The following is a 24,531-nucleotide window of genomic DNA, read 5'->3' on the forward strand; positions in this document are numbered from 1 at the left end:
GCAACACGAACCGCGCCGAGCCGGCTTTTCCATGATGCAACCGTGCAACAAGTTCTGTGGCATGCGGTCGCAGGGGCCGGGTCCGGTCAGCCCATCATCAGCCCACCCAGAGCCGTGTCCGTCACGAGGGGATAGCGCCCTTCGTCCGGCAATTGATAATGCCACCATTCGCAGGCGTAGTGCCGCCAGCCCGCCGCCGTCATGACGCCCAGAAGGGCGGCGCGGTTGCGTTGCTGCTCGGCGGTCAGGTCGGTGCGGCCATGGTGGGACCGCTCGGTCATCTCGTCGAAGCCGGTGCCCATGTCCAGCGGGCGCCCCGCGCCGTCGGCCAGCGTCAGGTCCACCGCGATCCCGCGGGAGTGGGTGGAGCCGCCCGCCGGATCGGCGATGTAGGACGGGTCGGGCAGCGCCCGCCACAGCGCCCATTGCGCCTCGACCGGGCGGAAGGCATCGTACAGCCGCAGCCGGCAACCGATGCCCCGCGCCAGCCCGATGGCCGCGCGGAGCGCCGCCGCCGCGTCGGGGTGCAGCAGGCAGACCGGGTTGCGGTAGATGGGTACGCCGGTCAGGTTGTCCGGCGTGGCGTAGAGCAGGTCGATGTCGACATCGAAGTCCGGCGGTGCGATGGGTGTGAGCATGATCCATGCCGTCAGGGAAGACCGGGGCTGTCTAGCACGCTCTTGACCCAGGGCTGAAGTGGGGCTTTGAAGATGGCGGATCTGATGAAGGCGTGGGGGTCATGAGAGTTCTGGGACTGGACACGGCAACCTCCGGCTGTTCCGCCGCGCTGTGGGACGATGGCACCGTCACCGTGCGGCGGCGCGAGCCGATGGCCCGCGGGCAGGCGGAAGCCTTGGTGCCCCTGGCGCAGGCCGCGCTGGCGGAGGCGGGCTGCGCCTTCGGCGCCTTGGACCGCGTCGCCGTGACCGTCGGGCCGGGCGCCTTCACCGGGCTGCGCATCGCGCTGGCCGCGGCGCGCGGCTTCGCCCTGGCCGCCGGGCTTCCGGTGGTCGGCGTCACCAGTTTCGACGCGATCCTTCACGGCCTGCCGGTGGCGGAGCGGGAGGGCCGCGCGGTGCTGGTCGCCGTGGACTCCCGCCGTACCGAGCCGTTCCTGCAGCTTTTCCATCCGGATCTGACCCCGCTGGGAGAACCGGCGATGCTGGAGCCCGCCGCCGTGCCGGGCTGGCTGGACGGGCTGTTGCCGGCCTCCGGTGACGGGGCCGTGCCGTTGCTGGTTGCCGGGGACGGGGCCACGCCGCTCCGCACGCTTCTGGAGGACCGCCCCGACACGCGTTTCGCCGCCGGGCCGGGCACGCCCGACGCCGCCGTGGTCGCCGCCCTGGGCGCGGCGCGGGAGGCCGGTTTGCCGGCCCAGCCCTTCTACCTGCGTCCGCCCGACGTCTCCCTGCCGCGGAAGACGGCATGACCGCCGCCCTGTCCGTCCCGTCCCGTCCCGTCCGCCTTCAGACCGCCGGATTGGCCGACGTGCCGGTGGTGGCCGCCCTCCAGCAAGGCTGCTTTCCGGAGGACCCCTGGGGCACCGGCTCCATCGCCAGCCTGATGGGCCAGCCGGGCTTCTTTTCCGTGCTGGCCCTGCGGGAGGGCGGGGACGACGACCCGGTCGGCTTTCTCCTGGCGCGGGTCGCCGCGGACGACGGGGAGATCATCGCCGTCGGCGTCCGCCCCGATGCGCGGGGGCTGGGCGTCGGGCGCCGTCTGGTCGCGGCGGCGCTGGACGGAGCGCGGGCGCTGGGCGCCACGGCGCTGTTCCTGGAAGTCGCCGAAGACAATGATGCGGCCCAATCCCTGTATAAATCCTGTGGTTTCCTTCCCGTGGGCCGCCGTCCCGGATATTACCGCCGAGCGGACGGAAGGGTTGCCGCCCTGGTGCTGCGGTATTCGTACACTGACGAATAAACATTAACCTTTTTGAATCCAAAGACGGTGAACCCCCTCCGGCTCATCCGGATTTTCGGGCGTCACGGCAAGAATGGAGTGACCCAGTTCGATCAAGGATCGGGGCACATTCTCCAAGGGTTCGCCAGCGTTCAGCCGGACTTCAAGCGTTTGCCCCACGGCCATCCGCTCCACCGACAACTTGGTCTTGACGAAGGTTAACGGACACACCTCGGAGGTGATGTCCAAAAACAAATCCGGTGAATTTTTTTCGTACACTGCTTCCTCTTTAAGAGCAAAGGATGGATATTGCGCGCGGCCACAAACCTCTTTATATGGAGAGGAACGCCAAGCCGCGGAGCAAGCTTACATGAGCAATGGGAACCCTTCCAACGCGCTGTTGTCTCTGACCACGGAGATCGTTGCGGCGCATGTCTCGAACAATACAGTCGCTCTGGGCGATCTTCCGACGCTGATTGAGCAGGTGTACAAGTCACTCGCGAATGTCGGGACTGAGCCGGTTGCGACGGAGGAGCGTCCGCAGCCCGCCGTGCCCATCAAGAAGTCCGTCACTCCCGACTACATTGTATGCCTGGAGGACGGCAAGAAGCTGAAGATGCTGAAGCGCCATCTGAAGACGGCCTACAACATGTCGCCGGAGGAATACCGCGACCGCTGGGGTCTGCCGACGGATTACCCGATGGTCGCCCCGAACTACGCCCGCCAGCGCAGCTCGCTGGCCAAGCAGATCGGTCTCGGCACCCGCGCCCGCCGCGGCGCCGCCTAAGGACCACTGGGCTTGTGCGTTGGTGTCCGGCGGGCCGCCGTTCGGTCCGGTCCGCCCCGGAACCCCATGCCCCGGACCCCATGGCCCGGATCTGATCCTTCCTCCACGTCTCCCGCGTGACTCCTCCCATCCGCCGTGCCGCCGACCCCATCCGCCGGGGCCGGTCCATTGGACATGCCCGGGAGCGGGCTTGTCGGGGGTTGGTTCGTCACGTCGCGGTTGACCGGCAACCGGCCATTCGTGTTATCCCTGTCCCGTGCCCGACGGGCTCCGGATGGAGAACCGGCGGTTGCCGCCACCCGAACACCGCCAGCGAAGCGTCGAGTATGGCTGATACAGGCACGGACCAGGGCAGTTCTTCGGATCTGCGGATGGGCTCCCTCGAAGTGCGGCTGGCCGAAAGCGCCGCCGAGATCGATTGGGCGCAGGCATTGCGCTACCGCGTCTTCTACGAGGAGATGTCGGCGGTGCCCTCGCCGGACATGGCCGCGCGCCACCGCGACTTCGACGATTTCGACACGATCTGCGACCATCTGCTGGTCATCGACCACGCCCGCGGAAACGGGCCGGAGTCCGTGGTCGGCACCTACCGGCTGATCCGCCGTCCGGCGGCGGCCAAGGCCGGGCGCTTCTACTCCAGCGACGAATACGACATCGGGCGGCTGGTCGGCTATCCGGGGGAAATCCTGGAACTGGGGCGGTCCTGCGTGGACGCCGCCTACCGCACGCGCGGCAGCAGCATGCAGCTCCTGTGGCGCGGCATCGCGGCCTATGTCTTCCACCACGACATCGCGGTGATGTTCGGCTGCGCCAGCCTGCCGGGCACCGATCCCGAGGCGATGGCGGAGCCGCTCTCCTATCTCCATCATTTCCATCTGGCCCCGGAGGAGCTGCGCCCCGTGGCCCTGCCGGAACGCTATGTCGGCATGGATCTGATGCCCCGCGACCGCATCGACCCCAAACGCGCGCTGGCGGTCCTGCCGCCGCTGATCAAGGGCTATCTGCGGCTGGGCGGCTTCATCGGCGACGGCGCGGTGATCGATCACCAGTTCAACACCACCGACGTCTCGATCGTGGTGAAGACGGACCTCATCACCAACAAATATTCCAGGCATTACGAGCGGCGCAGCCGCGACGCCCAGATCGCGTGATCCACAATCGCATCAGAAGGTGGGCGCACCGGGAGGCGCTGGCATGACGGCGGTGGATGCGACCGGGGCGCGCGCTTTGGGTTCGCCGGTGCGCGGCGCCCTTCGTCTGGCCCTCTATCTGCTGTGGACGCTTCTGCTGATCCCGGTGCAGGCCCTGGCCGTCGCCCTGCGCTCGCCGCTGCGCTTCCGGATACCGCGGGTCTATCACCGCGTCTGTGCCGCCATCCTGGGCATCGGCATCGTGGTGCGCGGCCAGCGGGCGGCGGACGGGCCGGTGCTGTTCGTCTCCAACCATTCCTCCTACCTCGACATCACGGTGCTGGGGTCGGTCATACCGGGCTCCTTCGTGGCGAAGAGCGAGGTGGCCGGCTGGCCCTTCTTCGGGGCTCTGGCGAAGCTCCAGCAGACCGTCTTCGTGGAGCGCAAGGCCCGCGCCGGGGTGGAGAGGCAGCGGGACGAGCTGGGCGCCCGGCTGGACTCCGGCGACAATCTGATCCTGTTCCCCGAAGGCACCTCCAGCGACGGCAACCGCACGCTCCCTTTCAAGACGGCGCTGTTCGCGGTGGCCGCCCGGCGCATCGGGGACCGGCCGCTGACCGTGCAGCCGGTCAGCATCGCGCCGACGCGGCTGGACGGCATCCCGATGGGGCTCGCCTTCCGTCCCTGTTACGCCTGGTACGGCGACATGGATCTCGCCCCGCATTTGTGGACCGTCTTCACGCTGGGCCGCATGACGGTGGAGGTGGAGTTCCATCCCCCCGTGACCATCGACGGATTCTCCAGCCGCAAGGCCCTGGCCGACCATTGCCAGCGCGCCGTCGCCCGGGGCGTGGAACGCGCGGTGTCCGGCAAGGCGTTTTCCCCGCCGGCCCATTGAGCGGGATATTCCACACGGTGAAATGGAAATCGGGCTTGCCGGCACGATTGACTCGTTTTGCCGCACTCGTGCTACCATATCGGCTGAAAGCGATGCCGCAACGCGGCGGGTCGCGCGCCGGATTGCGCCGTTCGGACCGGTGCCGTCCAGGCGCGCCTTTTTGTATTGGCCGAGATCACGGTTGGTCCGTGTCGCAGTGGTGTGGAAGGGATCGTTGAGTAAGAAGCTCTTCATCAAGACCTGGGGCTGCCAGATGAACGTCTACGACTCCGCCCGCATGGCGGATGTCCTGGCACCCCTGGGCTACCGGCCGGTGGACGAGCCGGACGGCGCCGACATGGTGATCCTCAACACCTGCCACATCCGCGAGAAGGCGTCCGAGAAGGTGTTCTCGGAACTGGGGCGGCTGCGCCAGCTCAAGGACGTCAAGGCCGCCGCCGGGGATGGGCGCATGATCGTCGCCGTGGCCGGCTGCGTCGCCCAGGCCGAGGGCGAGGAGATCGTGGCGCGTGCCCCCCATGTGGACATGGTGTTCGGGCCGCAGACCTATCACACCCTGCCGGAGATGGTGGCGAAGGCCAGCCGCAAGGCGGGCAGCGTCCTGAACACCGACTTCCCCGTGGAGTCCAAGTTCGATTTCCTGCCGGACGAGAACGCCGGGCAGGGCGTGACCGCCTTCCTGGCGGTGCAGGAGGGTTGCGACAAGTTCTGCACCTTCTGCGTGGTGCCCTACACCCGCGGCGCCGAATTCTCGCGCTCCGGCGCCCAGATCCTGGCGGAGGCCCGGCGCCTCGTCGCCGGCGGCACGCGGGAGATCAACCTGCTGGGCCAGAACGTCAACGCCTGGCACGGCGACGGGCCGGACGGAACCACCTGGGGCCTCGGCCGGTTGGTCCGCGAACTGGCCGGGATCGACGGGCTGGAGCGCATCCGCTACACCACCTCGCACCCGCGCGACATGGAGGACGATCTCATCCGCGCCCACGCCGAGGTGCCGCAGCTCATGCCCTACCTGCATCTTCCGGTGCAGGCCGGGTCCGACCGCGTCCTGGCGGCGATGAACCGCAAGCACACGGCGGACGACTACCGCCGCATCGTCGACCGGCTGCGCGCGGCCAAGCCGGATCTGGCGCTGTCGGGCGACTTCATCGTCGGCTTCCCCGGCGAGAGCGACGCGGACTTCGCGGAGACGCTGCGCCTCGTGACCGACGTCGGCTACGCCCAGGCCTATTCCTTCAAGTACAGCCCGCGCCCCGGCACCCCGGCGGCGCTGGAGCACGCGCAGGTTCCCGAAGACGTGAAGGACGCCCGTCTGGCCGCGCTCCAGCAATTGCTGAACGCGCAGCAGCAGGCCTTCAACCAGGGCTTCGTCGGGCGCACCGTGCCGGTCCTGTTCGACCGCGTCGGCAAGCGCGCCGGCCAGCTTCTGGGCAAGAGCCCCTACATGCAGTCGGTGCACGCCGACGCCAACGAACGGCTTCTGGGCCGCATCGTGGAGGTCCGCATCGACGCCGCCCATCCGAACAGCCTGGCCGGCAGCGTGGCGACCGGTGAATACCGCAGCTCCGCCACCGGCACGCAACCCGTGGAGGCGACCGTTTGAACGGCTTGCCCGACCAGCGCCCCGATCAGCGTATCGACCTGGACTTCGACGACAACCGGCTTCTGCCGATGCTGTACGGCGAGCATGACCGCCACCTCGCCCGCATCGAGAACCAATTGGGCGTCTCCCTGATCTCCCGCGGCAACACGCTGACCATCGCCGGTCCGGCGGAGTCGGCGGAGTCCGCGCGCTCGGCCATCGACGCCCTCTATGAGCGCCTCAAGCGCGGCATGGCCGTCGGCACCGGCGAGGTGGACGCCGCCGTCCGCATGGCGACCGGCGTCGGCGGGGCGGTGCGCGACCAGAATCTGGCGACGCTGAGCCGGGGCGAGGTTGCGGTGCGCACCCGCCGCAAGGGCGCCATCACCCCGCGCTCCCCCATGCAGGCCGCCTATCTCCAGGCTTTGGCCGAAAGCGAGATGGTCTTCGGGCTCGGCCCCGCCGGCACCGGCAAGACCTACCTCGCCGTGGCGCAGGCGGTGGCTCTGCTGACCACGGGCCAAGTGGACCGCATCATCCTGTCCCGCCCCGCCGTGGAGGCGGGGGAACGGCTGGGCTTCCTGCCCGGCGACCTGAAGGAGAAGGTGGACCCCTATCTGCGCCCGCTCTACGACGCGCTGCACGACATGCTGCCGGCGGAGCAGGTGAAGAAGCGGCTGGAGTCCGGCGAGATCGAGATCGCGCCGCTCGCCTTCATGCGCGGCCGCACGCTCGGCAACGCCTTCGTCATCCTGGACGAGGCGCAGAACACCACGCCCATGCAGATGAAGATGTTCCTCACCCGCCTGGGCGAGGGGGGCCGCATGGCGGTCACCGGCGACATCTCGCAGACCGACCTGCCGGCCGGCACGAAGTCCGGCCTGCGCGAAGCATTGGACATCCTGGACGGGGTGGACGGCATCCGCTTCGTCCATTTCACCGACGCCGACGTGGTGCGCCACCCGCTGGTCGCCCGCATCATCCGTGCCTATGACCGCGCCGAGGGTGCCCGCGCCGAAAGCCAGCGCAAGCCCACGCCCCGGCGGGCCGGTCCAAAGGATGGCGGTCCAGACGGGGAGGGAACACCGTGATGGCCGTCGATGTCGTCGTTTCACGTGAAGCGGGCGATTGGGCGGAGAACGCCGAGTGGCTGTGCGAACGCGCGGCGCTCGCCGCGTTGTCCGTCACCTACGACGAGGACGAAGGCCCGGCGGAGTTGTCCGTCGTGCTGGCCGACGACGCGCTGGTGCACCGGCTGAACCGCGAATACCGCGGCAAGGACAAGCCGACCAACGTGCTGTCCTTCGCCCTGACCGAGGCGGAGGAGCCCGAACTGGGCGAGGACGCACCGGTCATGCTGGGCGACGTGATCCTGGCCTGGGAAACCGTCGCCCGTGAAGCCGCCGAGCAGGGAAAAACCCCTTCGGACCATATGACCCACCTTGTGGTGCATGGCGTTCTTCATTTGCTCGGGTATGATCACGAGACGGACGAAGAGGCCGAGGAGATGGAGCAGCTCGAAACCGACGTGCTCGCGACCCTCGGCATCGCCGATCCGTACGCCGCCACGCGCTCTCCGCCCGGAGAGCCGAATTTGGACGAACAACCGCCGGACCGATGAGCGAGATTTCCGACAGTCGAACGCCCCGTGAAGACGGGGCCGAAGATCAACAATCCTTGGGCCACCTGTTCCGCGGGTGGCTGAGGACCGTCCTGGGGGGGCGCGACGACGCCACCCTGCGCGCCACGATCGAAGAACTGATCGAGGAGCAGGACAACGGCGAGGGATCGCTGGGAGCGGGCGAGCGCGCCCTGCTCGCCAACATCCTGAAGCTCCGCGACCGCACCGTCGACGACGTGATGGTGCCCCGCGCGGACATCGTGGCGGTGGAGGTGGACACGCCGTTCCCCGCCCTGGTCCAGCGCATGGCGGAGGAAGCCCATTCCCGCATGCCGGTTTTCCGTGAAACGCTCGACGACGTCGTCGGCATGGTCCACATCAAGGACGTGCTGACCGCGATGGCGAACCGGAAGCCCGTCGAACTGAAGGACATCGTGCGCGACCTGACCATCGTCGCGCCCAGCATGCCGGTGGTGGACCTTCTGGTGCAGATGCGCCAGAAGCGCCAGCACATGGCGCTGGTGGTGGACGAGTTCGGCGGCATCGACGGTCTCGTGACCATCGAGGATCTGGTCGAGGAGATCGTCGGCGAGATCGAGGACGAACACGACGAGGAGGCGACTCCCCATTTCGTGGAACGTCCCGACGGCTCCATCATCGCCGACGCCCGCGTGTCCATCGAGGATTTCGAGGACCGTGTCGGCACCTTCCTCACGGAGGACGAGCGCGAGGACATCGACACGCTCGGCGGCCTCGTCGTGTCGCTCGCCGGGCGGGTGCCGGGCCGCGGGGAGACTCTGACCCATCCGTCCGGTCTGGAGTTCGAGATCGTGGATGCCGACCCGCGGCGCCTCAAGCGCCTGCGCGTCCGCAGCGCTCCTGCCGAAAACTCCGCCCTGGCTGAAGTGGGGTAAGGCCCCGGCAGGGATTTTTACCACGAAGGCACGAAGGACACAAAGACGGCACAAAGAAGCTCTACCGCATTCCCAGGACCATGGGAGATGCGAGGGGCTTCTTGGTGAAAGTCTTTGTGCCTTCGTGTCTTCGTGGTGAATCCCTTTCCAGATCAGCACGACCGCATCCGGAGTTCCGATCCTTGACCGCCACCGACACCATGACCACCCCGGCCCGGCTGGGCCGCCTGTCCGCCCGCCTGTCAGGGCTGACCGGCTGGCGCAGGTTGGCGGCGGCGGCGGGCTTCGGCGGGCTGGCGACCCTGGCCCTGCCGCCGGCCAACGCGGTGCCGCTGCTGCTGATCGCCTTTCCGGGGCTGCTCTGGCTGCTCGACGGGGCGCGGACGAAGCGGCAAGCCTTCGCGGTTGGCTGGTTCTTCGGCTTCGCCCACCACCTGCTCGGCCTCTACTGGATCAGCGCGGCTCTGTTCACCGACATCGAACGGTTCTGGTGGGCCTTGCCTCTGTCCGCGGCGGGGCTGCCGATCCTTCTGGCGATGTTCACCGGCTTCGCCACGCTGCTGGTCTGGGTGCTGAAGGCGAGGGGGCTTGGGCGGGCGGTGCTGTTCGCCGCCTCCTGGGCCTTGTTCGAATGGCTGCGCGGGCATGTCTTCACCGGTTTCCCGTGGAATCTCACCGGTTACGGCTGGACGGGCTTCCTTCCGGTGCTGCAAAGCGTCTCGCTGATCGGCATCTACGGCCTCAGCCTGCTGACCGTTCTGGTGGCGTCGCTGCCGGCGGGGTTGGCCGACCCGGCGGTGCCGCGCCGCCGCGCCTGGGGCGCCCTGGCCGCCGGTCTGGCGCTGTTCGCGGCGCTGGGCGTCTGGGGCGGGCAGCGGCTGGCCGGTGCGACGGACGCGGCGGTGCCCGGCGTGCGGCTTCGGCTGGTCCAACCGGCCATCGACCAGCGGCTGAAATGGGCGCCGGGCGAGCGGGTGCGCAACGTCCAGCAGCAGATGGAACTCTCCGCCGCGCCTTCCACGGAGTTCATGGCCACGGAGCCCATCACCCATGTGATCTGGGCGGAGACCGCCGTGCCGCTGTTTTTGGACCAGGACGCCCGCCTGCGCCAGGCGCTGGGGTCGGTCACCCCGTCCGGCGGGCTGCTCGTCACCGGCGTCCCACGGATGGAGCCGGGACCGGACGGGGAGCCGCTCTACTACAACAGTCTGGCGGCGGTGGACGGCAGCGGGGCGGTGACGGGCCGCTTCGACAAGTTCCACCTCGTCCCCTTCGGCGAATACATGCCGCTGCGCCGCTGGCTGCCGGTGGGGGCCATCGCCGGCAACGGGGCGGAGTTCTCCGCCGGGCCGGGGCCGGTCTCGCTGTCGCTGAAGGGCCTGCCGCCGGTCAGCCCGCTGATCTGCTACGAGGTGATCTTTCCGGGCGCCGTGGTGCCCGCCGCCGCCGAGGGCGCCGAACGCCCGCGCTGGATGCTGAACCTGACCAACGATGCCTGGTACGGCAACACCGCCGGCCCGTATCAGCATTTCGCCATCTCCCAAACCCGCGCGGTGGAGGAGGGGATGCCGCTGGTCCGCGTCGCCAACACCGGCATCTCCGGCGTGGTGGATTCCCATGGGCGCGTCACAGCCATGCTTCCGCTGGGACACAGGGGCGTGGTCGACGCGGCCTTGCCTGAGGCGCTGCCCAACCCCACACTTTACGGCAGAGTGGGAGATGGCGCGTTTGGGTTGCTTCTTTTGACCTGTTTCGCGGTGGGCCTGCGCACACGACATCGCAATTAGCGCAACCGAGACTCTTTTTTCAATCACGCGCATGGGGAGCGCTCGGGCGCCCTTGACTGCATACATGGATATGTCGTATCAAGGTTGCACAACTGTTTCAGGGAATTAGAGCAATGCAAGCAACGCCAGCGCGGGGCCGCCGGGCCACTGCCGGCCGTCCCAAGACGGGAAAGCCGAACCCGATCGACGTGCACGTCGGCTCCCGCGTCCGGTTGCGCCGGACCCTTCTGGGTATGAGCCAGGAAAAGCTGGGAGAGGCCATCGGCCTGACCTTCCAGCAGGTGCAGAAGTACGAACGCGGCGCCAACCGCATCGGCGCGTCCCGCCTGTTCGACCTCAGCCGCGTCCTGGACGTTCCGGTGTCCTTCTTCTTCGACGACATGCCGGCGGAAGCCGCCGCGGCTCCGGTTGACGACGATGAAGTCGCCGCCGGTGCCGAGGAGCGTTCGGGCGGCTACGAGCCGGACCCGATGGCCAAGCGCGAGACGCTGGAGCTGGTGCGCGCCTACTACCGCATCAACGACCCGTCGGTGCGCAAGCGCCTGTTCGAGCTGACCAAGGCCGTCGCCAACTCGGGCATGGCCGAAGCCGCGGAATAAGCGGACCGGACGAATAGGCCGAACAACCGGAATCAATCCGGACGGCATGCAGGAATTGGGGAACGCGGCCGTCCGGCCCGTTCCCCAATTGTGTTTCCAAAGCGAAGTTCCGCTTGTCTCTTCCAACCATGGGGAGATCGCTTGACCTGCGGCGCAAAGCTTGTCACATACGGCAAAAGACCGGCTTACCGTGGGTGCTGCGCCGGTTTTCCCGATTCTTATGTGAAATAGCCCCCTCCCATTGCCGAGGTTCGCCGTGGCCAAGCTCAACTACGTGTTCACCAGCGAGTCCGTGTCCGAAGGCCATCCGGACAAGGTGTGCGACCGCATCTCCGACGCCATCGTCGATCTGTACCTGTCGCACGACCCCTATGCCCGCGTGGCGGTGGAGACGCTGGCGACCACCAACCAGATCGTTCTGGCCGGTGAGGTGCGCGGGCCGGAGAGCATCACGCCGGACATGCTGGTCCAGGTCGCCCGTGCCGCGGTGAAGGACATCGGGTACGAGCAGGACGGCTTCCATTGGGAGAAGATGGACGTCAAGTGCTTCGTCCATTCCCAGTCGGCGGACATCGCCGTCGGCGTCGACGCCGCCGGTGAGAAGGACGAGGGGGCCGGCGACCAGGGCATCATGTTCGGCTACGCCTGCGACGAGACCCCGGCCCTGATGCCGGCGCCGATCTATTACAGCCACGCCATCCTGAAGTCCCTGGCCGAGGCCCGCCACTCCGGCGCCGCCCCGCAGCTCGGCCCCGACGCCAAGAGCCAGGTGACGCTGCAGTACGAGAACGGCAAGCCGGTGCGCGCCACCGCGGTGGTCGTCTCCACCCAGCACGCCGAAGGACTGACCCAGGAGGAGGTGCGCGAGATCGTTCGCCCGCACGTCGTCAACTGCCTGCCCGCCGGCTGGATGTGCGACGAGGCGAACTTCTACGTCAACCCGACCGGGCGCTTCGTGATCGGTGGTCCGGACGGCGACGCCGGCCTGACCGGGCGCAAGATCATCGTCGACACCTACGGCGGTGCGGCCCCGCACGGCGGCGGCGCCTTCTCCGGCAAGGACCCGACCAAGGTCGACCGTTCCGCCGCCTATGCCGCGCGCTATCTGGCCAAGAACGTGGTGGCATCCGGCCTGGCCGAGCGCTGCACGATCCAGCTCTCCTACGCCATCGGCGTGTCGAAGCCGCTGTCGGTCTATGTCGACACCCACGGCACCGGCACGGTGGACGAGGACAAGCTGTCGGAGGTCCTGCAGAAGCTGGTGGACCTGTCCCCGCGCGGCATCCGCACGCATCTGGGCCTGAACAAGCCGGTCTACGCGCGCACCGCCGCCTACGGCCATTTCGGCCGCGAGGCGGAGGCCGACGGCGGCTTCTCCTGGGAGAAGACCGACCTCGTCAACGACCTGCGCGCGACGTTCCTCTAAGCCCGCCTTTTCGAAGACCGGACCCGTTCGTCCGGGATGCAGGGGCCGCTTGGCCCCTGCATTCGTTTTGGGACCTAGCTTTCACGATGACCGACTCCTTCCTGGACTCGTCCAAGAGGCTCTACGGGCGGCGCAAGGGGCGCCCGCTCCGCAAGCGCAAGACCGAACTGCTCGACGGGCTGCTGCCGTCGCTGGAAATCCCGGTGCCGCAGCCGGACGACCGGATCGACCCCCACGCCCTGTTCGCGAAACCCATGCGCGACGTCTGGCTGGAGGTCGGCTTCGGCAGCGGCCACCACATGGCGTGGCAGGCGGCGAACAACCGCGACGTCGGGGTGATCGGGGCGGAACCCTTCATCAACGGCGTGGCCGGCCTGCTGAAGCTGGTGGAGGACGAGGGCGTGCAGGACAATGTCCGCATCCTTCCGGACGATGCCCGCCCGCTGCTCGACGCCTTGCCGGACGCCTCCATCGGGCGCGCCTTCGTCCTGTTCGCCGACCCCTGGCCGAAGAAGCGCCATTGGGAACGCCGTTTCATCGGCCCGGACAATCTGCCGCGCCTCGCGCGCGTTCTGAAGGACGGGGCCGAGCTGCGGCTGGCCAGCGACGACATGGGGCTGGTTCGCTGGATGCTGGAGCACACGGTGCGCCACCCGGATTTCGAATGGACCGCCCGCGTTCCCTCCGACTGGCGCAACCGCACGGCGGACTGGCCGTCCACCCGGTACGAGGAAAAGGCCATCGAGGCCGGGCGCAAGCCGGTTTTCATGCGATTCATCCGCAAGCCGCGGGGCTAGACCGCGACCTGCGGCCATGGGAACTTGCGGTGGGCATAGGACCATGCGGAAAAGCGCTTGCGGCCTGCTCCGGAATGTCTATATTCACCGCATGAACCCATACGGATCGGCGGCTCGGGAAACCGGGCCGGCGGGACGCTTTGCGGGTGGGCCTTGGCCCACTTATTTTTTTATCAGCGTATGGCATCCCCGTGTTGGTCCCAGGGCGCTGTGCCAGGGGAGACCGCGGGGGCGGGTCAGGTGGAATGGAAGCAACCGGTCGTATCGAACAGATCATCACGCCGTCGGTCGAGGCCATGGGCTACGAACTCGTGCGTGTGCAGTTGACCGGTGGGCAGCGCATGGTTCTGCAGGTCATGGCGGAACGCGCCGACAGCGCGCCCATGACGGTCGAGGACTGCGCCGACATCAGCCGCGCGATCTCCGCGGTGCTCGACGTCGAGGACCCGATCAAGAGCGCCTACACGCTGGAGGTCAGTTCGCCCGGCATCGACCGGCCGCTGACCCGTCTGAAGGATTTCGAGCGTTTCGCCGGATTCGAGGCCAAGCTGGAAACCCGGCTCGCCGTCGATGGCCGCAAGCGCTTCAAGGGCATGCTGAAGGGCGTCGAGGACGGCCTCGTGTGCATCGAATCGGAACAGGGAGCAGCCCGCCTGGAATTCGACAACATCCTGCGCGCCAAGCTGGTTTTGACGGACGAACTGATCCGCGCCAGCCAGGGCCAGGGTTGACGGTCCGGCCAGGGCTCAACTCGCAAGAACAAACGCCAGTCCAGGAAGTGTGACGGATGGAACTGCTGCAAGTCGCTGACGCGGTCGCCCGCGAAAAGAACATCGACCGGGACGAGGTCCTGGAGGCGATGGAGCAGGCGATTCAGAAGGCCGGGCGCTCCAAGTACGGCCACGAGCACGACATCCGCGCCCGCATCGACCGCAAGACCGGCGACATCCACCTGACCCGCCATCTGGAGGTGGTCGACACGGTGGAGAACGAGGCGACCCAGGTGACCCTCGCCTACGCCCAGCGCCGCAAGCCCGGCGCCCAGGTCGGCGATTTCCTGGTCGATCCGCTGCCGCCCATCGACTTCGGCCGCATCGCTGCCCAGACGGCCAAGCAGGTCATCGTCCAGAAGGTCCGCGACGCGGAGCGCAAGCGCCAGTTCAACGAATACAAGGACCGCACCGGCGAGATCGTCAACGGTCTGGTCAAGCGCGTCGAATACGGCAACGTCACCGTCGATCTGGGCCGCGCCGAGGCGATCCTGCGCCGCGACGAGCTGCTGCCGCGCGAGCACTTCAAGAACGGCGACCGCGTGCGCGCCTATATCTTCGACGTGCGCGAGGAAGCGCGCGGCCCGCAGATCTTCCTGTCGCGCACCCATCCGATGTTCATGGCGAAGCTGTTCGCCCAGGAAGTGCCGGAAATCTACGACGGCATCATCGAGATCAAGGCCGTCGCCCGCGACCCGGGCAGCCGCGCCAAGATCGCGGTGATCAGCAACGACAGCTCCATCGACCCCGTCGGCGCCTGCGTCGGCATGCGCGGCAGCCGCGTCCAGGCGGTCGTCGGCGAGCTGCAGGGCGAGAAGATCGACATCATCCAGTGGAACCAGGAACCGGCGACCTTCATCGTCAACGCCCTGGCCCCGGCCGAGGTCGCCAAGGTCGTGATGGACGAGGACAACAGCCGCATCGAGGTGGTGGTGCCCGACGACCAGTTGTCGCTGGCCATCGGCCGCCGCGGTCAGAACGTGCGCCTCGCCACCCAGCTCACCGGCTGGGACATCGACATCCTGACCGAGCAGGAGGAGTCGGAGCGCCGGTCGGACGAGTTCCGCACCCGCTCGCAGCTCTTCATGGACGCGCTGGACGTGGACGACGTGATCGCCCATCTCCTGGTCGCCGAGGGCTTCACCTCCGTGGAGGAGATCGCCTACGTCGAGACCGAGGAGCTGGCCGAGATCGAAGGCTTCGACGAGGACGTGGCGGAGGAGCTGAAGCAGCGCGCCCTGAACTTCCTCGACGAGCAGGACGTCCGCATGACCGAAAAGCGCCAGGCGCTCGGCGTCGAGGACGCGGTGGCGGAAATCACCGGTTTCAGCCCCACCCTGCTGGTGAAGCTGGGTGAGAACGGCGTGAAGACGATGGACGACCTCGCCGACCTCGCCGCGGATGAGCTGCGCGACATTCTCGGCAAGGAGGCCCCGACGGAAGACGAGGCCAACGAGATCATCATGGCTGCCCGTGCCCACTGGTTCGACGGCGAGGAAGGCGCGCCCACGGCGGCGCAACCCTCTGCCGACGACCAAGCGGCGCAGAGCTGAAGCCGGAATTCAGGACTCACAAACGGTACGGATGGTTGGGCTGAGCGACAGGAACGAACAGACTCCGGCGGACGGTGAACCGGACGACCTTGCGGTCGAAGGGGAGGCGCTGCTGCCGGCGGACCTGGAAAAAGGTCCGCTGCGCCGCTGCATCGCCAACGGCACTGTGCAGCCGAAGGACGGCATGATCCGTTTCGTGGTATCACCCGACGGCGAGATCGTGCCCGATCTGGAGGAAGGGCTTCCGGGCCGCGGCCTCTGGCTGTCGGGGGACAAGGCGGCCTTCGCGAAGGCCATCGGAAAGAACATGTTCGCCAAGGCGGCGCGGCGCGCGGTGCGCGTCCCGCCCGATCTGGCGGAGCGGCTGGAGAAGCTGCTGGAGCGGCGGTGCCTGGATGCCTTCGGGCTGGCGCGCCGGGCCGGGCAGGCTCTGGCCGGATACGAAAAGGTGCGCGAGGCGCTGAAGACCAATCAGGTCGGACGCGCCGGACCGCCCTATCTGCTGGTCGAAGCCAGCGACGGATCGCCCGACCAGCGGGGCAAGATTACAGCGCTGGCGCCGGATATGCCGGTCGTGGACCTGTTCGACGCCGCGGCGATGGCCGCGGCCCTGGGACGGGAAAACGCCGTGCATGCGGTGGTGGCGCGCGGGAAGCTGGCCAAGGGATTGGCACGCGACTCCGCGCGTCTCAAGGGTATCAAGGGCTTTGTCGCCGGCTCTCCGCCGGCCGGCCACGTAAGCAACGTCTGACCATTCGGGAACCGATGACCGACAGCAACGACCAGGACCAAAAGAAAGTCTTGCACCTCTCCGGCTCCGGCAAAGGGAAGCTGGAGCTGAAGAAGCCGGTCGAGACCCAGGTCCGGCAGAGCTTCTCCCATGGCCGGTCGAAGCCCGTGACCGTGGAGGTCAAGCGTAAGCGGGCCGTGGAGAAGGGCGCCCTGCCGGGCGTGGCCGATGGCGGCGCCGCGGCGCGTCAGGCTGCCCAGGGCATCCCCGTCCGGGGTGTGCCGGGCCAGCGCCAGCGCGGCGGTGGCGGCGGTGCCGTCCGCCAACTGACCAACCAGGAACGCGAGGCGCGCATCCGCGCTTTGCAGGGGGCCGCCGAAGACAACCGGCGCCGCGCCGAGGAGGAGGCCGAGGCCGCCGTTCTGGCTGCCGAAGCCGCCGCCCGCGCTGCCGAGGAGGCGGCGTCCCAGCCCGCCCCGGTGGTTGAGGAGCCGGAGATTCTCGACGCCGAGACGCTGCGCCAGCGCGAGCTGGCCGAGTTGCGCGGCATCGAGGAGGCGGAGCGCGCCAAGGCCCAGGAGGCCGAACGCCGCCGCCAGGAAGAGGAAGCCAAGCGCAAGGAGGCCGAGGAGGCCAAGCGCAAGGATACCGAACAGTCGCGTCCGCAGGGCGCGGGTGCCCGTCCGGCCGCCGGTGGCGCCGGTGCGCGCACCGCGGCCACCACGGAGGCTCCGGCCGCCCGTGGTCCGGGGGCTCCGGCCGCTCCCCGCTTCGGCGAGGAAGAGGACGACCGCCGCGGCAAGCCGGGGAACAAGAAGGCCCCGGCGCCGGCTCCGGTCCGCAAGGCCGCTCCGGGCGCCGACCGCCGCAAGGGCTCCAAGATGACCGTCTCGCAGGCGCTGAGCGACGAGGGTGGTGAGCGCACGCGCTCGCTGGCCGCCGTCCGCCGTGCCCGCGAACGCGAGCGGCTCCGTCAGATGAGCCGTCAGGAGACGCAGAAAGTGACCCGCGACGTCGTGCTGCCCGAGGTCATCACCGTCCAGGAGCTGGCGAACCGCATGGCGGAACGCGGCGCGGACGTGATCAAGCAGCTCATGCGCATGGGCGTGATGGCCACCATCAACCAGACCATCGACGCCGACACGGCGGAGCTGGTCATCGCCGAGTTCGGCCACCGCGTGCGCCGCGTGTCGGAGGCGGACGTCGAGGTCGGCCTGCGCCTCAACGACGATATCGAGACGGCGCTGATGCCGCGGCCCCCGGTTGTCACGATCATGGGCCACGTCGACCACGGCAAGACCTCGCTGCTGGACGCCCTGCGCCAGACCGACGTGGTCAGCCGCGAGGCCGGCGGCATCACCCAGCACATCGGCGCCTATCAGGTGCAGTTGGAGTCGGGCGCCCGCATCACCTTCATCGACACGCCGGGCCACGCCGCCTTCACCGAGATGCGCGCCCGCGGCGCCAACGTCACGGACGTGGTGGTGCTGGTCGTCGCCGCGAACGACGGCGTCATGCCGCAGACGATCGAGGCGATCCATCACGCCAAGGCCGCGAAGGTTCCGATCATCGTCGCCATCAACAAGATCGACCTGCCCGACGCCAAGCCGGATCGTGTCCGCCAGGAACTGCTCCAGCACGAACTGGTCGTCGAGGAACTGGGCGGCGACATCCAGACGGTGGAAGTTTCGGCCAAGGCCAAGCGCAACCTGGACAAGCTGGAGGAGGCCATCCTCCTGCAGGCGGAAATCCTGGAGCTGAAGGCCAACCCGGAGCGGACCGCCGAGGGCGTCGTGGTCGAGGCCAAGCTGGAGCGCGGCCGTGGTTCGGTCGCCACCGTGCTGGTCCAGCGCGGCACGCTGAAGGTCGGCGACGTGTTCGTCACCGGGTCGGAGTGGGGCCGTGTCCGCGCCCTGGTCAACGACCGCGGCCAGAGCGTCGAGCAGGCCGCCCCGGCCAGCCCGGTCGAGGTGCTCGGCCTCAACGGCACGCCGCTCGCCGGCGACGACTTCACCGTCGTCGAGTCGGAAGCCCGCGCCCGCGAGATCGCCGAGTTCCGCCAGCGCAAGAAGCGCGAGGCCGCCAACGCCGCCTCGGCCCGCGGTTCGCTGCAGGACATGTTCAGCCGCATCCAGGCCGGCGAGGCCAAGGAACTGCCGGTCGTCATCAAGGGCGACGTGCAGGGCTCCATCGAGGCGATCTCCAACGCCCTGGAGAAGCTCACGGCGGAGAACACCGAGGTCAAGGTCCGCGTGCTGCACGCGTCGGTGGGTGCGATCAACGAGTCCGACATCACGCTGGCGAACGCCTCCAACGCGATGGTCATCGGCTTCAACGTCCGCGCCAACCCGCAGGCCCGCGACATGGCCAAGCGCGACAGCGTCGAGATCCGCTACTACTCGATCATCTACAACGTGATCGACGACGTGAAGGCGGCCCTGACCGGCATGCTGTCCCCGACCCTGCGCGAGCGTTTCATCGGCTACGCCGAGATCCGCGAGGTGTTCAACATCACCAAGGTCGGCAAGGTCGCCGGCTGCATGGTCACGCAGGGCACCGTCAAGCGCGGCGCCGGCTGCCGCCTGCTGCGCGACAACGTCGTCATCCACGAGGGCACGCTCAAGACGCTCAAGCGCTTCAAGGACGAGGTCAAGGAAGTGCGCGAGGGTTACGAGTGCGGCATGGCCTTCGAGAACTACGACAACATCCTGGCCGGCGACATCATCGAGGCCTTCGAGATCGAGGAGGTGGCGCGCGAGCTGTAAGCCCGCCGCCGCACCCCGGCTCGCCGGACCCGACTACCTATGACAAGGGCGCCTGTGCGCCCTTGTCGTGTTTTTGCGGAGGGACACATCCCTCCTTGCACCGCATTCGGGATCGACAGCATGAGAAAGAAACACGATCTGGCCGGAAAGCCGCCGTCCCAACGCCAGCTCCGCGTCGGCGAGGAAATTCGCCACGCCCTGGCGGACCTGTTCCGGCGCGGCGACTTCCACGACCCCGAACTGGCGGAGCTGAACGTCACGGTGACCGAGGTGCGGATCAGCCCGGATCTGCGCAACGCCACCGCCTTCGTCACGCCGCTGGGCGGCGGCCCGATGGACGAGACGCTGACGGCCCTGCGCCGCGCCGCGCCCTTCCTGCGCGGCCAGATCGCCCGCGCCATCAACCTGCGCCACGCCCCGACGCTGAGCTTCGAGGCCGACACGTCCTTCGATTACGCCGGACGCATCGACGACATCCTGCACAGCCCGGCGGTCGCCCGCGACGTCGGCTACCGCTCGCTCGCCGACCGCGTGAACGGCGACGACGACCATGACGACGAGGACGACGGCTGGGACGAGGACGAGGACGGGAACGAGACGGACGACCTTGACGACGATGAGGACATCGACGACGAGGACGACGACGAGGATGAGGGCAACGGCGGCGGGGATGAGGGCCGTCGTGGCTCGTAAGCGCAAGGGTCAACCGATCCACGGCTGGGTCGTGCTGGACAAGCCGGCGGGGATGACCTCGACGCAGGCTTTGTCCAAGGTGCGGCGCCATCTGAACGCGGAAAAGGCCGGACACGGCGGAACGCTGGACCCCATCGCCACAGGCATCCTGCCCATCGCGCTGGGCGAGGCGACCAAGACCGTCTCCTACGCCATGGACGGCGAGAAAACCTACCGCTTCACCGTGGCCTGGGGCACCCGCACCACCACCGACGACCGCGAGGGCTCGGCGGTGGAAAGCTCCGCCGTGCGGCCCGACACCGAGGCGATCCGCGCCGCTCTGCCCGGTTTCCTGGGCTTCGTCGAGCAGATCCCGCCGCAATACTGCGCCCTGAAGATCAACGGCGAGCGCGCCTACGACATCGCCCGCGAAGGGGAGGTGGTGGACATCGCCCCCCGCACCGTCCGCATCGACCGGCTGGAGCTGATCGAGACGCCGGACGCCGACCACGCGGTGCTGGAGGTGGATTGCGGCAAGGGCACCTATGTCCGCTCCATCGCCCGCGACCTCGCCGAACGGTTGGGGACGGTGGGGCATATCCGCGATCTGCGACGCCTGCGCGTCGGGTCTTTCACGCTGGACGGGGCGATTTCCCTGGACGATCTGACCGCGATGGAGCAAGGTGCCGCGGTCGAAAGACTTCTGCTGCCGATCGAGACCGCGCTGGACGACATCCCGGCGCTGGCCCTGACGGAGGCGGAAGCGCACCGACTGAAACACGGCCAGACGGTGGCCCTTCTCACCCGGCAGGACCGAGAGCGCCTTTCAGCGCTGCGGGACGCTGCCGGTGGGGAAGGCACCGTCATTGCGCTTTTCGGCGGCAAGCCGGTGGCGCTGGCGCGCGTGGAGGGGGCGGAGGTCCGTCCGGTGCGCGTTCTCAACCTATGAACGATGGAGACCCCGATGTCGATCACTCCCGATCGCAAGCAGGAACTCATTAAGGAATATTCCCGCGGCACCAACGACACCGGCTCGCCCGAGGTCCAGGTCGCGATCCTGTCCGAGCGCATCCGGAACCTGACCGAGCACCTGCAGGGCCACAAGAAGGACTTCCACTCCCGCCGTGGTCTGCTGGTGATGGTCGGCCAGCGCCGCCGTCTTCTCGACTATCTCAAGAAGAAGGACAACAGCCGCTACGCCACGCTCATCGAGCGTCTGGGCCTGCGTCGCTGATTTCCAAAAAGGCGTCCGTCCTGGTGACCGAACATCCGTCCCGACCAGCGCTCGACCCGCCGCACCGCATTCCGGTGCACAGGGTGACGCCGTGCTGGTCGGGAGGTTCGGCTGTTAGCGAAGCTATGTTCTAGTCAGACGGCCGGCCCGGACCTTCCGGGACCGGCCGTTTGATGTTTTTGGCCCTTTTCGGGTTTTCACCCCTGTTGGGGTTTTCACATGCGGGGTCCGACGACCGATGACCCCGGCTTAGGCCAGCAATCCGGCGGGCCTAGGTGTCGGATGGAAGGAAGAATCCATGTTCAAAGTTTTCCGCAAAGAAATCGAATGGGGTGGACGCAAGCTGACGTTCGAGACGGGCAAGATCGCTCGTCAGGCCGACGGCGCGGTGCTGGTCACCTATGGTGAGACCACGGTCCTCTGCACGGTCGTCGGCGCCAAGTCGCCGAAGCCGGGCGTCGATTTCTTCCCGCTGACGGTCAATTACCAGGAAAAGTCCTTCGCAGCCGGCAAGATTCCCGGCGGCTTCTTCAAGCGTGAAGGCCGCCCGACGGAGAAGGAGACGCTGGTCAGCCGCCTGATCGACCGTCCCATCCGTCCGCTGTTCGCCGATGGCTTCCGCAACGAGACGCAGGTCATCTGCACCGTGCTGAGCCACGATCTGGAGAACGATCCTGACATCGTCGCGATGGTCGGCACCTCCGCCGCGCTGACGATCTCCGGCATCCCGTTCCTGGGTCCGATCGGCGCCGCCCGCGTCGGCTACATCGACGGCCAGTATGTGCTGAACCCGACCATGGACGCCGTTGACGGTTCCGCGCTCGACCTCGTGGTCGCCGGCACCCGCGACGGCGTGCTGATGGTCGAATCGGAAGCGCAGGAGCTGACCGAGGAGGTCATGCTGGGCGCCGTCGTGTTCGGCCACACCGGCTTCCAGCCGGTCATCGACGCGATCATCGACCTCGCCGAAGAGTGCGCGAAGGAGCCGTGGGACCTGCCGGCCGCGGCCTACGACCGCGCCACGCTCAAGGCGAAGCTGCGCGAGACCGTGGGCGCCGACGTGGAGGCCGCCTACACCGAGACGGTGAAGCAGGTTCGCTACGAGAAGATCGGCGCCGCCAAGGCGAAGGCGCTGGAGGCTCTGGCCGAGTCCTTCGAGACCCAGGCCATCGCGACCGAGTTCAAGGAGCTGGAGGCCGACATTCTGCGCGGCGCCGTCCTGAAGACCGGCCGCCGCATCGACGGCCGCGACACCAGGACGGTCCGCCCGATTGTGTCGGAGGTCGGCGTGCTGCCGCGCGCCCACGGTTCGGCGCTGTTCACCCGCGGCGAGACGCAGGCCCTGGTCGTCACCACGCTGGGCACCAGCCAGGACGAGCAGATCATCGACGCGCTGCAGGGCGAGTACCGCGAGCATTTCATGCTCCACTACAACTTCCCTCCGTATTCGGTGGGCGAGGCCGGCCGCATGGGCTCGCCGGGCCGCCGCGAGATCGGCCACGGCAAGCTGGCGTGGCGCGCCATCCACCCGCTGCTGCCGAAGAAGGAAGACTTCCCCTACACCCTGCGCGTGGTGTCGGAAGTGACCGAGTCCAACGGCTCGTCGTCGATGGCGACGGTTTGCGGCACCTCGCTGTCGCTGATGGACGCCGGCGCCCCGCTGGCGCGTCCGGTGGCCGGCATCGCCATGGGCCTGATCAAGGAAGACGACGGCTTCGCGGTCCTGTCGGACATCCTGGGTGACGAGGATCACCTGGGCGACATGGACTTCAAGGTCGCCGGCACCGAGAAGGGCATCACCGCGCTCCAGATGGACATCAAGATCACCTCGATCACCGAGGAGATCATGAAGATCGCTCTGGGCCAGGCCAAGGACGGCCGCCTGCACATCCTGGGCGAGATGGCCAAGGCTCTGACCGGCGCCCGCGAGGCGGTGAACGAGAACGCCCCGCGCATCACCGTGATCAACATCCCGAAGGAGAAGATCCGCGACGTGATCGGCTCCGGCGGCAAGGTGATCCGCGAGATCGTGGAGCAGACCGGCGCCAAGATCGACATCGAGGACGACGGCACGGTGAAGGTGGCCGCGGTGGACACCAAGGCCGCCCAGGCCGCCATCGACTGGATCAAGGGCATCGTCGCCGAGCCGGAAATGAACGTGATCTACACCGGCAAGGTCGTGAAGGTCGTCGATTTCGGCGCCTTCGTGAACTTCCTCGGCTCCCGCGACGGCCTCGTCCACATCTCCGAACTGGCGCAGCAGCGCGTCGGCAAGGTGTCGGACGTCGTGTCGCAGGGCGACTCGGTGAAGGTGAAGGTCATCGGCTTCGACGATCGCGGCAAGGTCAAGCTGTCGATGAAGCAGGTCGATCAGGCCACTGGCGAAGACCTGACCAAGAAGGACGGCCCCGCCGCCTGATAGTAGGGTCTTTTTCTCCCTCCCCTGCGAAAGCGGGGGAGGGTGCCTCTCTTCTCCCTCCCTCGCGAAAGCGGGGGAGGGTCGGGGAGGGGGCAAACCACTTCCGCTCTTCCCACATCTACGACCGCCCCCGCCCCTTGTGCTACAAGGTGGAATCACCACCACCGCGGGACGCGCGTCCTTCCATGCCCGATCAGCCTTCCGAGAACGCCGCCTTTCCGCCGGACGAACCGTCCTTCCGGATCGACTGGGGTTTGCAAGGTCTTCTCCGCCTCATCGACTCCTATGAATTCCGCACGGTGCTCGACGTCGGGTCGGGCGGCGGCGACCACGCGCGCCTGCTGCGCCACATCGGCAAGGAGGTGGTGACGGTCGATCTGCACCGCGACGCCAACATTCGCGCCGACTTCATGGACGCGGTCATCGACCGGACCTTCGATGTGGTCTGGTGCTCCCATGTGCTGGAACACCAGCGCAACCCCGGCACGTTCCTGGAAAAGCTGCGCGGTTGCCTCGCCCCGGACGGTGTGCTGGCGATCAGCGTGCCGACCCACCCGCCGGACCGCATGGTGGCCGGCCATGTGTCGAGCTGGAACGCGTGGCTCCTCTGCTATCATCTGGTGCTGGCCGGTTTCGACTGCGCGGAGGCGCGCTACGTCAACACGGTGGATCTCAGCCTGATCGTCCGCAACCGCCCGGCTCTGGCGGGCGACATCGGCAGCGGGGCTGGCAGCGGCGCCGATCTGGACCCGGCGGACGGCGCCGACCCCTTCGCGGCCATCGCGCCCTTCTTCCCCTTCCCGGTCAGCCAGGGCGGCGGCGCGCCGCTGGAAGAGATGAACTGGGGCGGTTTCGACTACCGGATACCCGCCGGCTTCCCGCCATTCCGTCTGCACAGCCGCTTTCTCCCGCCGGAGGGACTGTTCATCGGTGGGGGCTGAGAACGGG

At 68.0% G+C, this 24,531-nt stretch carries 24 protein-coding genes; 22 read left to right on the forward strand and 2 right to left on the reverse strand.

All coding sequences use genetic code 11. The features are described 5' to 3' along the window. Positions 1–86 precede the first annotated feature (86 nt). A complete protein-coding gene (ddpX, locus tag DS843_RS05780) occupies positions 87–638 on the reverse strand; it encodes a D-alanyl-D-alanine dipeptidase (protein WP_149467929.1) in 552 nt (183 codons plus the stop codon). Between the two features lie 101 nt (positions 639–739). Between ddpX and tsaB the strand changes: the two genes are divergently transcribed. Both tsaB and DS843_RS05790 read left to right on the forward strand, forming a co-directional pair. Then, entirely contained in the window at positions 740–1,429 is a 690-nt protein-coding gene (gene tsaB / locus DS843_RS05785) for a tRNA (adenosine(37)-N6)-threonylcarbamoyltransferase complex dimerization subunit type 1 TsaB (protein WP_149467930.1), read from the forward strand. Continuing rightward, positions 1,426–1,920, forward strand: coding sequence for a GNAT family N-acetyltransferase (locus DS843_RS05790; protein WP_149467931.1), 495 nt, complete (start codon positions 1,426–1,428; stop codon positions 1,918–1,920). The genes tsaB and DS843_RS05790 overlap by 4 nt, the downstream gene beginning before the upstream one ends. 3 nt (positions 1,921–1,923) lie before the next feature. On the opposite strand, the gene DS843_RS05795 is transcribed toward DS843_RS05790, so the two are convergent. Continuing rightward, positions 1,924–2,178 carry a sulfurtransferase TusA family protein gene (locus DS843_RS05795; protein ID WP_149467932.1) on the reverse strand — a complete coding sequence of 85 codons (255 nt, stop codon included), beginning with the start codon at positions 2,176–2,178 and terminating at the stop codon, positions 1,924–1,926. Positions 2,179–2,269: 91 nt separating this feature from the next. On the opposite strand from DS843_RS05795, the gene DS843_RS05800 reads away from it, so the two are divergent. The 20 genes from DS843_RS05800 to DS843_RS05895 all read left to right on the forward strand — a co-directional run bounded on the left by DS843_RS05800 (position 2,270) and on the right by DS843_RS05895 (position 24,524). Then, on the forward strand, positions 2,270–2,686 hold the full coding sequence (locus tag DS843_RS05800) for a Ros/MucR family transcriptional regulator (protein ID WP_149467933.1): 417 nt from the start codon (positions 2,270–2,272) through the stop codon (positions 2,684–2,686). A gap of 326 nt (positions 2,687–3,012) precedes the next feature. Further along, positions 3,013–3,837 carry a GNAT family N-acetyltransferase gene (locus DS843_RS05805; RefSeq protein ID WP_149467934.1) on the forward strand — a complete coding sequence of 275 codons (825 nt, stop codon included), beginning with the start codon at positions 3,013–3,015 and terminating at the stop codon, positions 3,835–3,837. A 43-nt stretch (positions 3,838–3,880) separates the two neighbouring features. Beyond that, positions 3,881–4,714 carry a lysophospholipid acyltransferase family protein gene (locus DS843_RS05810; RefSeq protein ID WP_149467935.1) on the forward strand — a complete coding sequence of 278 codons (834 nt, stop codon included), beginning with the start codon at positions 3,881–3,883 and terminating at the stop codon, positions 4,712–4,714. Between the two features lie 214 nt (positions 4,715–4,928). After that, a complete protein-coding gene (gene miaB / locus DS843_RS05815; RefSeq protein WP_149467936.1) occupies positions 4,929–6,317 on the forward strand; it encodes a tRNA (N6-isopentenyl adenosine(37)-C2)-methylthiotransferase MiaB in 1,389 nt (462 codons plus the stop codon). After that, complete coding sequence (locus DS843_RS05820) at positions 6,314–7,387, forward strand: PhoH family protein (protein WP_149467937.1); 1,074 nt, start codon at positions 6,314–6,316, stop codon at positions 7,385–7,387. Before miaB ends, DS843_RS05820 begins: the two co-directional genes overlap by 4 nt. Further along, on the forward strand, positions 7,387–7,917 hold the full coding sequence (gene ybeY / locus DS843_RS05825; RefSeq protein ID WP_149468086.1) for an rRNA maturation RNase YbeY: 531 nt from the start codon (positions 7,387–7,389) through the stop codon (positions 7,915–7,917). The genes DS843_RS05820 and ybeY overlap by 1 nt, the downstream gene beginning before the upstream one ends. Positions 7,918–7,973: 56 nt before the next feature. Beyond that, positions 7,974–8,831, forward strand: coding sequence for a transporter associated domain-containing protein (locus DS843_RS05830; RefSeq protein WP_475849044.1), 858 nt, complete (start codon positions 7,974–7,976; stop codon positions 8,829–8,831). A gap of 182 nt (positions 8,832–9,013) precedes the next feature. Then, a complete protein-coding gene (gene lnt / locus DS843_RS05835; RefSeq protein WP_149467939.1) occupies positions 9,014–10,618 on the forward strand; it encodes an apolipoprotein N-acyltransferase in 1,605 nt (534 codons plus the stop codon). A 113-nt stretch (positions 10,619–10,731) separates the two neighbouring features. Next, the gene (locus DS843_RS05840; protein WP_149467940.1) at positions 10,732–11,217 is read left to right on the forward strand and encodes a helix-turn-helix domain-containing protein; all 486 of its coding nucleotides are present in this window, start codon (positions 10,732–10,734) and stop codon (positions 11,215–11,217) included. Between the two features lie 256 nt (positions 11,218–11,473). Continuing rightward, the gene (gene metK, locus DS843_RS05845; RefSeq protein ID WP_149467941.1) at positions 11,474–12,643 is read left to right on the forward strand and encodes a methionine adenosyltransferase; all 1,170 of its coding nucleotides are present in this window, start codon (positions 11,474–11,476) and stop codon (positions 12,641–12,643) included. A gap of 86 nt (positions 12,644–12,729) precedes the next feature. Further along, positions 12,730–13,440, forward strand: coding sequence for a tRNA (guanine(46)-N(7))-methyltransferase TrmB (gene trmB / locus DS843_RS05850; RefSeq protein WP_149467942.1), 711 nt, complete (start codon positions 12,730–12,732; stop codon positions 13,438–13,440). A gap of 245 nt (positions 13,441–13,685) precedes the next feature. After that, positions 13,686–14,171 (forward strand): ribosome maturation factor RimP, encoded by a 486-nt coding sequence (rimP, locus tag DS843_RS05855; RefSeq protein WP_149467943.1) that lies wholly within the window; start codon positions 13,686–13,688, stop codon positions 14,169–14,171. 56 nt (positions 14,172–14,227) lie between these two features. After that, positions 14,228–15,763 carry a transcription termination factor NusA gene (gene nusA / locus DS843_RS05860; protein WP_149467944.1) on the forward strand — a complete coding sequence of 512 codons (1,536 nt, stop codon included), beginning with the start codon at positions 14,228–14,230 and terminating at the stop codon, positions 15,761–15,763. A 31-nt stretch (positions 15,764–15,794) separates the two neighbouring features. Next, positions 15,795–16,514: an RNA-binding protein gene (locus tag DS843_RS05865; RefSeq protein ID WP_149467945.1), complete on the forward strand. Its 720-nt coding sequence runs from the start codon at positions 15,795–15,797 to the stop codon at positions 16,512–16,514. Positions 16,515–16,528: 14 nt separating this feature from the next. Further along, positions 16,529–19,258, forward strand: a complete 2,730-nt coding sequence (infB, locus tag DS843_RS05870; RefSeq protein ID WP_149467946.1) for a translation initiation factor IF-2 — start codon at positions 16,529–16,531, stop codon at positions 19,256–19,258. Between the two features lie 120 nt (positions 19,259–19,378). Then, positions 19,379–19,951, forward strand: coding sequence for a 30S ribosome-binding factor RbfA (gene rbfA / locus DS843_RS05875; protein WP_149467947.1), 573 nt, complete (start codon positions 19,379–19,381; stop codon positions 19,949–19,951). Further along, a complete protein-coding gene (gene truB, locus DS843_RS05880; RefSeq protein WP_475849045.1) occupies positions 19,929–20,879 on the forward strand; it encodes a tRNA pseudouridine(55) synthase TruB in 951 nt (316 codons plus the stop codon). Before rbfA ends, truB begins: the two co-directional genes overlap by 23 nt. 15 nt (positions 20,880–20,894) lie before the next feature. After that, positions 20,895–21,164, forward strand: coding sequence for a 30S ribosomal protein S15 (gene rpsO / locus DS843_RS05885; RefSeq protein ID WP_149467949.1), 270 nt, complete (start codon positions 20,895–20,897; stop codon positions 21,162–21,164). Between the two features lie 298 nt (positions 21,165–21,462). Then, the gene (gene pnp / locus DS843_RS05890; RefSeq protein WP_149467950.1) at positions 21,463–23,583 is read left to right on the forward strand and encodes a polyribonucleotide nucleotidyltransferase; all 2,121 of its coding nucleotides are present in this window, start codon (positions 21,463–21,465) and stop codon (positions 23,581–23,583) included. 185 nt (positions 23,584–23,768) lie between these two features. Continuing rightward, on the forward strand, positions 23,769–24,524 hold the full coding sequence (locus DS843_RS05895; protein WP_149467951.1) for a class I SAM-dependent methyltransferase: 756 nt from the start codon (positions 23,769–23,771) through the stop codon (positions 24,522–24,524). The last annotated feature ends 7 nt before the right edge of the window (positions 24,525–24,531 follow it).

This window comes from Roseomonas genomospecies 6 (assembly GCF_008365375.1).
Lineage (GTDB): Bacteria > Pseudomonadota > Alphaproteobacteria > Azospirillales > Azospirillaceae > Azospirillum.

Excerpts from the sequence above, each read along its gene's own strand:
- ddpX (WP_149467929.1), bottom strand. The coding sequence starts at position 638 with ATGCTCACACCCATCGCACCGCCGGACTTCGATGTCGACATCGACCTG.
- tsaB (WP_149467930.1), top strand. The coding sequence starts at position 740 with ATGAGAGTTCTGGGACTGGACACGGCAACCTCCGGCTGTTCCGCCGCG.
- DS843_RS05790 (WP_149467931.1), top strand. The coding sequence starts at position 1,426 with ATGACCGCCGCCCTGTCCGTCCCGTCCCGTCCCGTCCGCCTTCAGACC.
- DS843_RS05800 (WP_149467933.1), top strand. The coding sequence starts at position 2,270 with ATGAGCAATGGGAACCCTTCCAACGCGCTGTTGTCTCTGACCACGGAG.
- DS843_RS05805 (WP_149467934.1), top strand. The coding sequence starts at position 3,013 with ATGGCTGATACAGGCACGGACCAGGGCAGTTCTTCGGATCTGCGGATG.
- DS843_RS05810 (WP_149467935.1), top strand. The coding sequence starts at position 3,881 with ATGACGGCGGTGGATGCGACCGGGGCGCGCGCTTTGGGTTCGCCGGTG.
- ybeY (WP_149468086.1), top strand. The coding sequence starts at position 7,387 with ATGGCCGTCGATGTCGTCGTTTCACGTGAAGCGGGCGATTGGGCGGAG.
- DS843_RS05840 (WP_149467940.1), top strand. The coding sequence starts at position 10,732 with ATGCAAGCAACGCCAGCGCGGGGCCGCCGGGCCACTGCCGGCCGTCCC.
- trmB (WP_149467942.1), top strand. The coding sequence starts at position 12,730 with ATGACCGACTCCTTCCTGGACTCGTCCAAGAGGCTCTACGGGCGGCGC.
- rimP (WP_149467943.1), top strand. The coding sequence starts at position 13,686 with ATGGAAGCAACCGGTCGTATCGAACAGATCATCACGCCGTCGGTCGAG.
- nusA (WP_149467944.1), top strand. The coding sequence starts at position 14,228 with ATGGAACTGCTGCAAGTCGCTGACGCGGTCGCCCGCGAAAAGAACATC.
- DS843_RS05865 (WP_149467945.1), top strand. The coding sequence starts at position 15,795 with ATGGTTGGGCTGAGCGACAGGAACGAACAGACTCCGGCGGACGGTGAA.
- infB (WP_149467946.1), top strand. The coding sequence starts at position 16,529 with ATGACCGACAGCAACGACCAGGACCAAAAGAAAGTCTTGCACCTCTCC.
- rbfA (WP_149467947.1), top strand. The coding sequence starts at position 19,379 with ATGAGAAAGAAACACGATCTGGCCGGAAAGCCGCCGTCCCAACGCCAG.
- truB (WP_475849045.1), top strand. The coding sequence starts at position 19,929 with ATGAGGGCCGTCGTGGCTCGTAAGCGCAAGGGTCAACCGATCCACGGC.
- rpsO (WP_149467949.1), top strand. The coding sequence starts at position 20,895 with ATGTCGATCACTCCCGATCGCAAGCAGGAACTCATTAAGGAATATTCC.
- pnp (WP_149467950.1), top strand. The coding sequence starts at position 21,463 with ATGTTCAAAGTTTTCCGCAAAGAAATCGAATGGGGTGGACGCAAGCTG.
- DS843_RS05895 (WP_149467951.1), top strand. The coding sequence starts at position 23,769 with ATGCCCGATCAGCCTTCCGAGAACGCCGCCTTTCCGCCGGACGAACCG.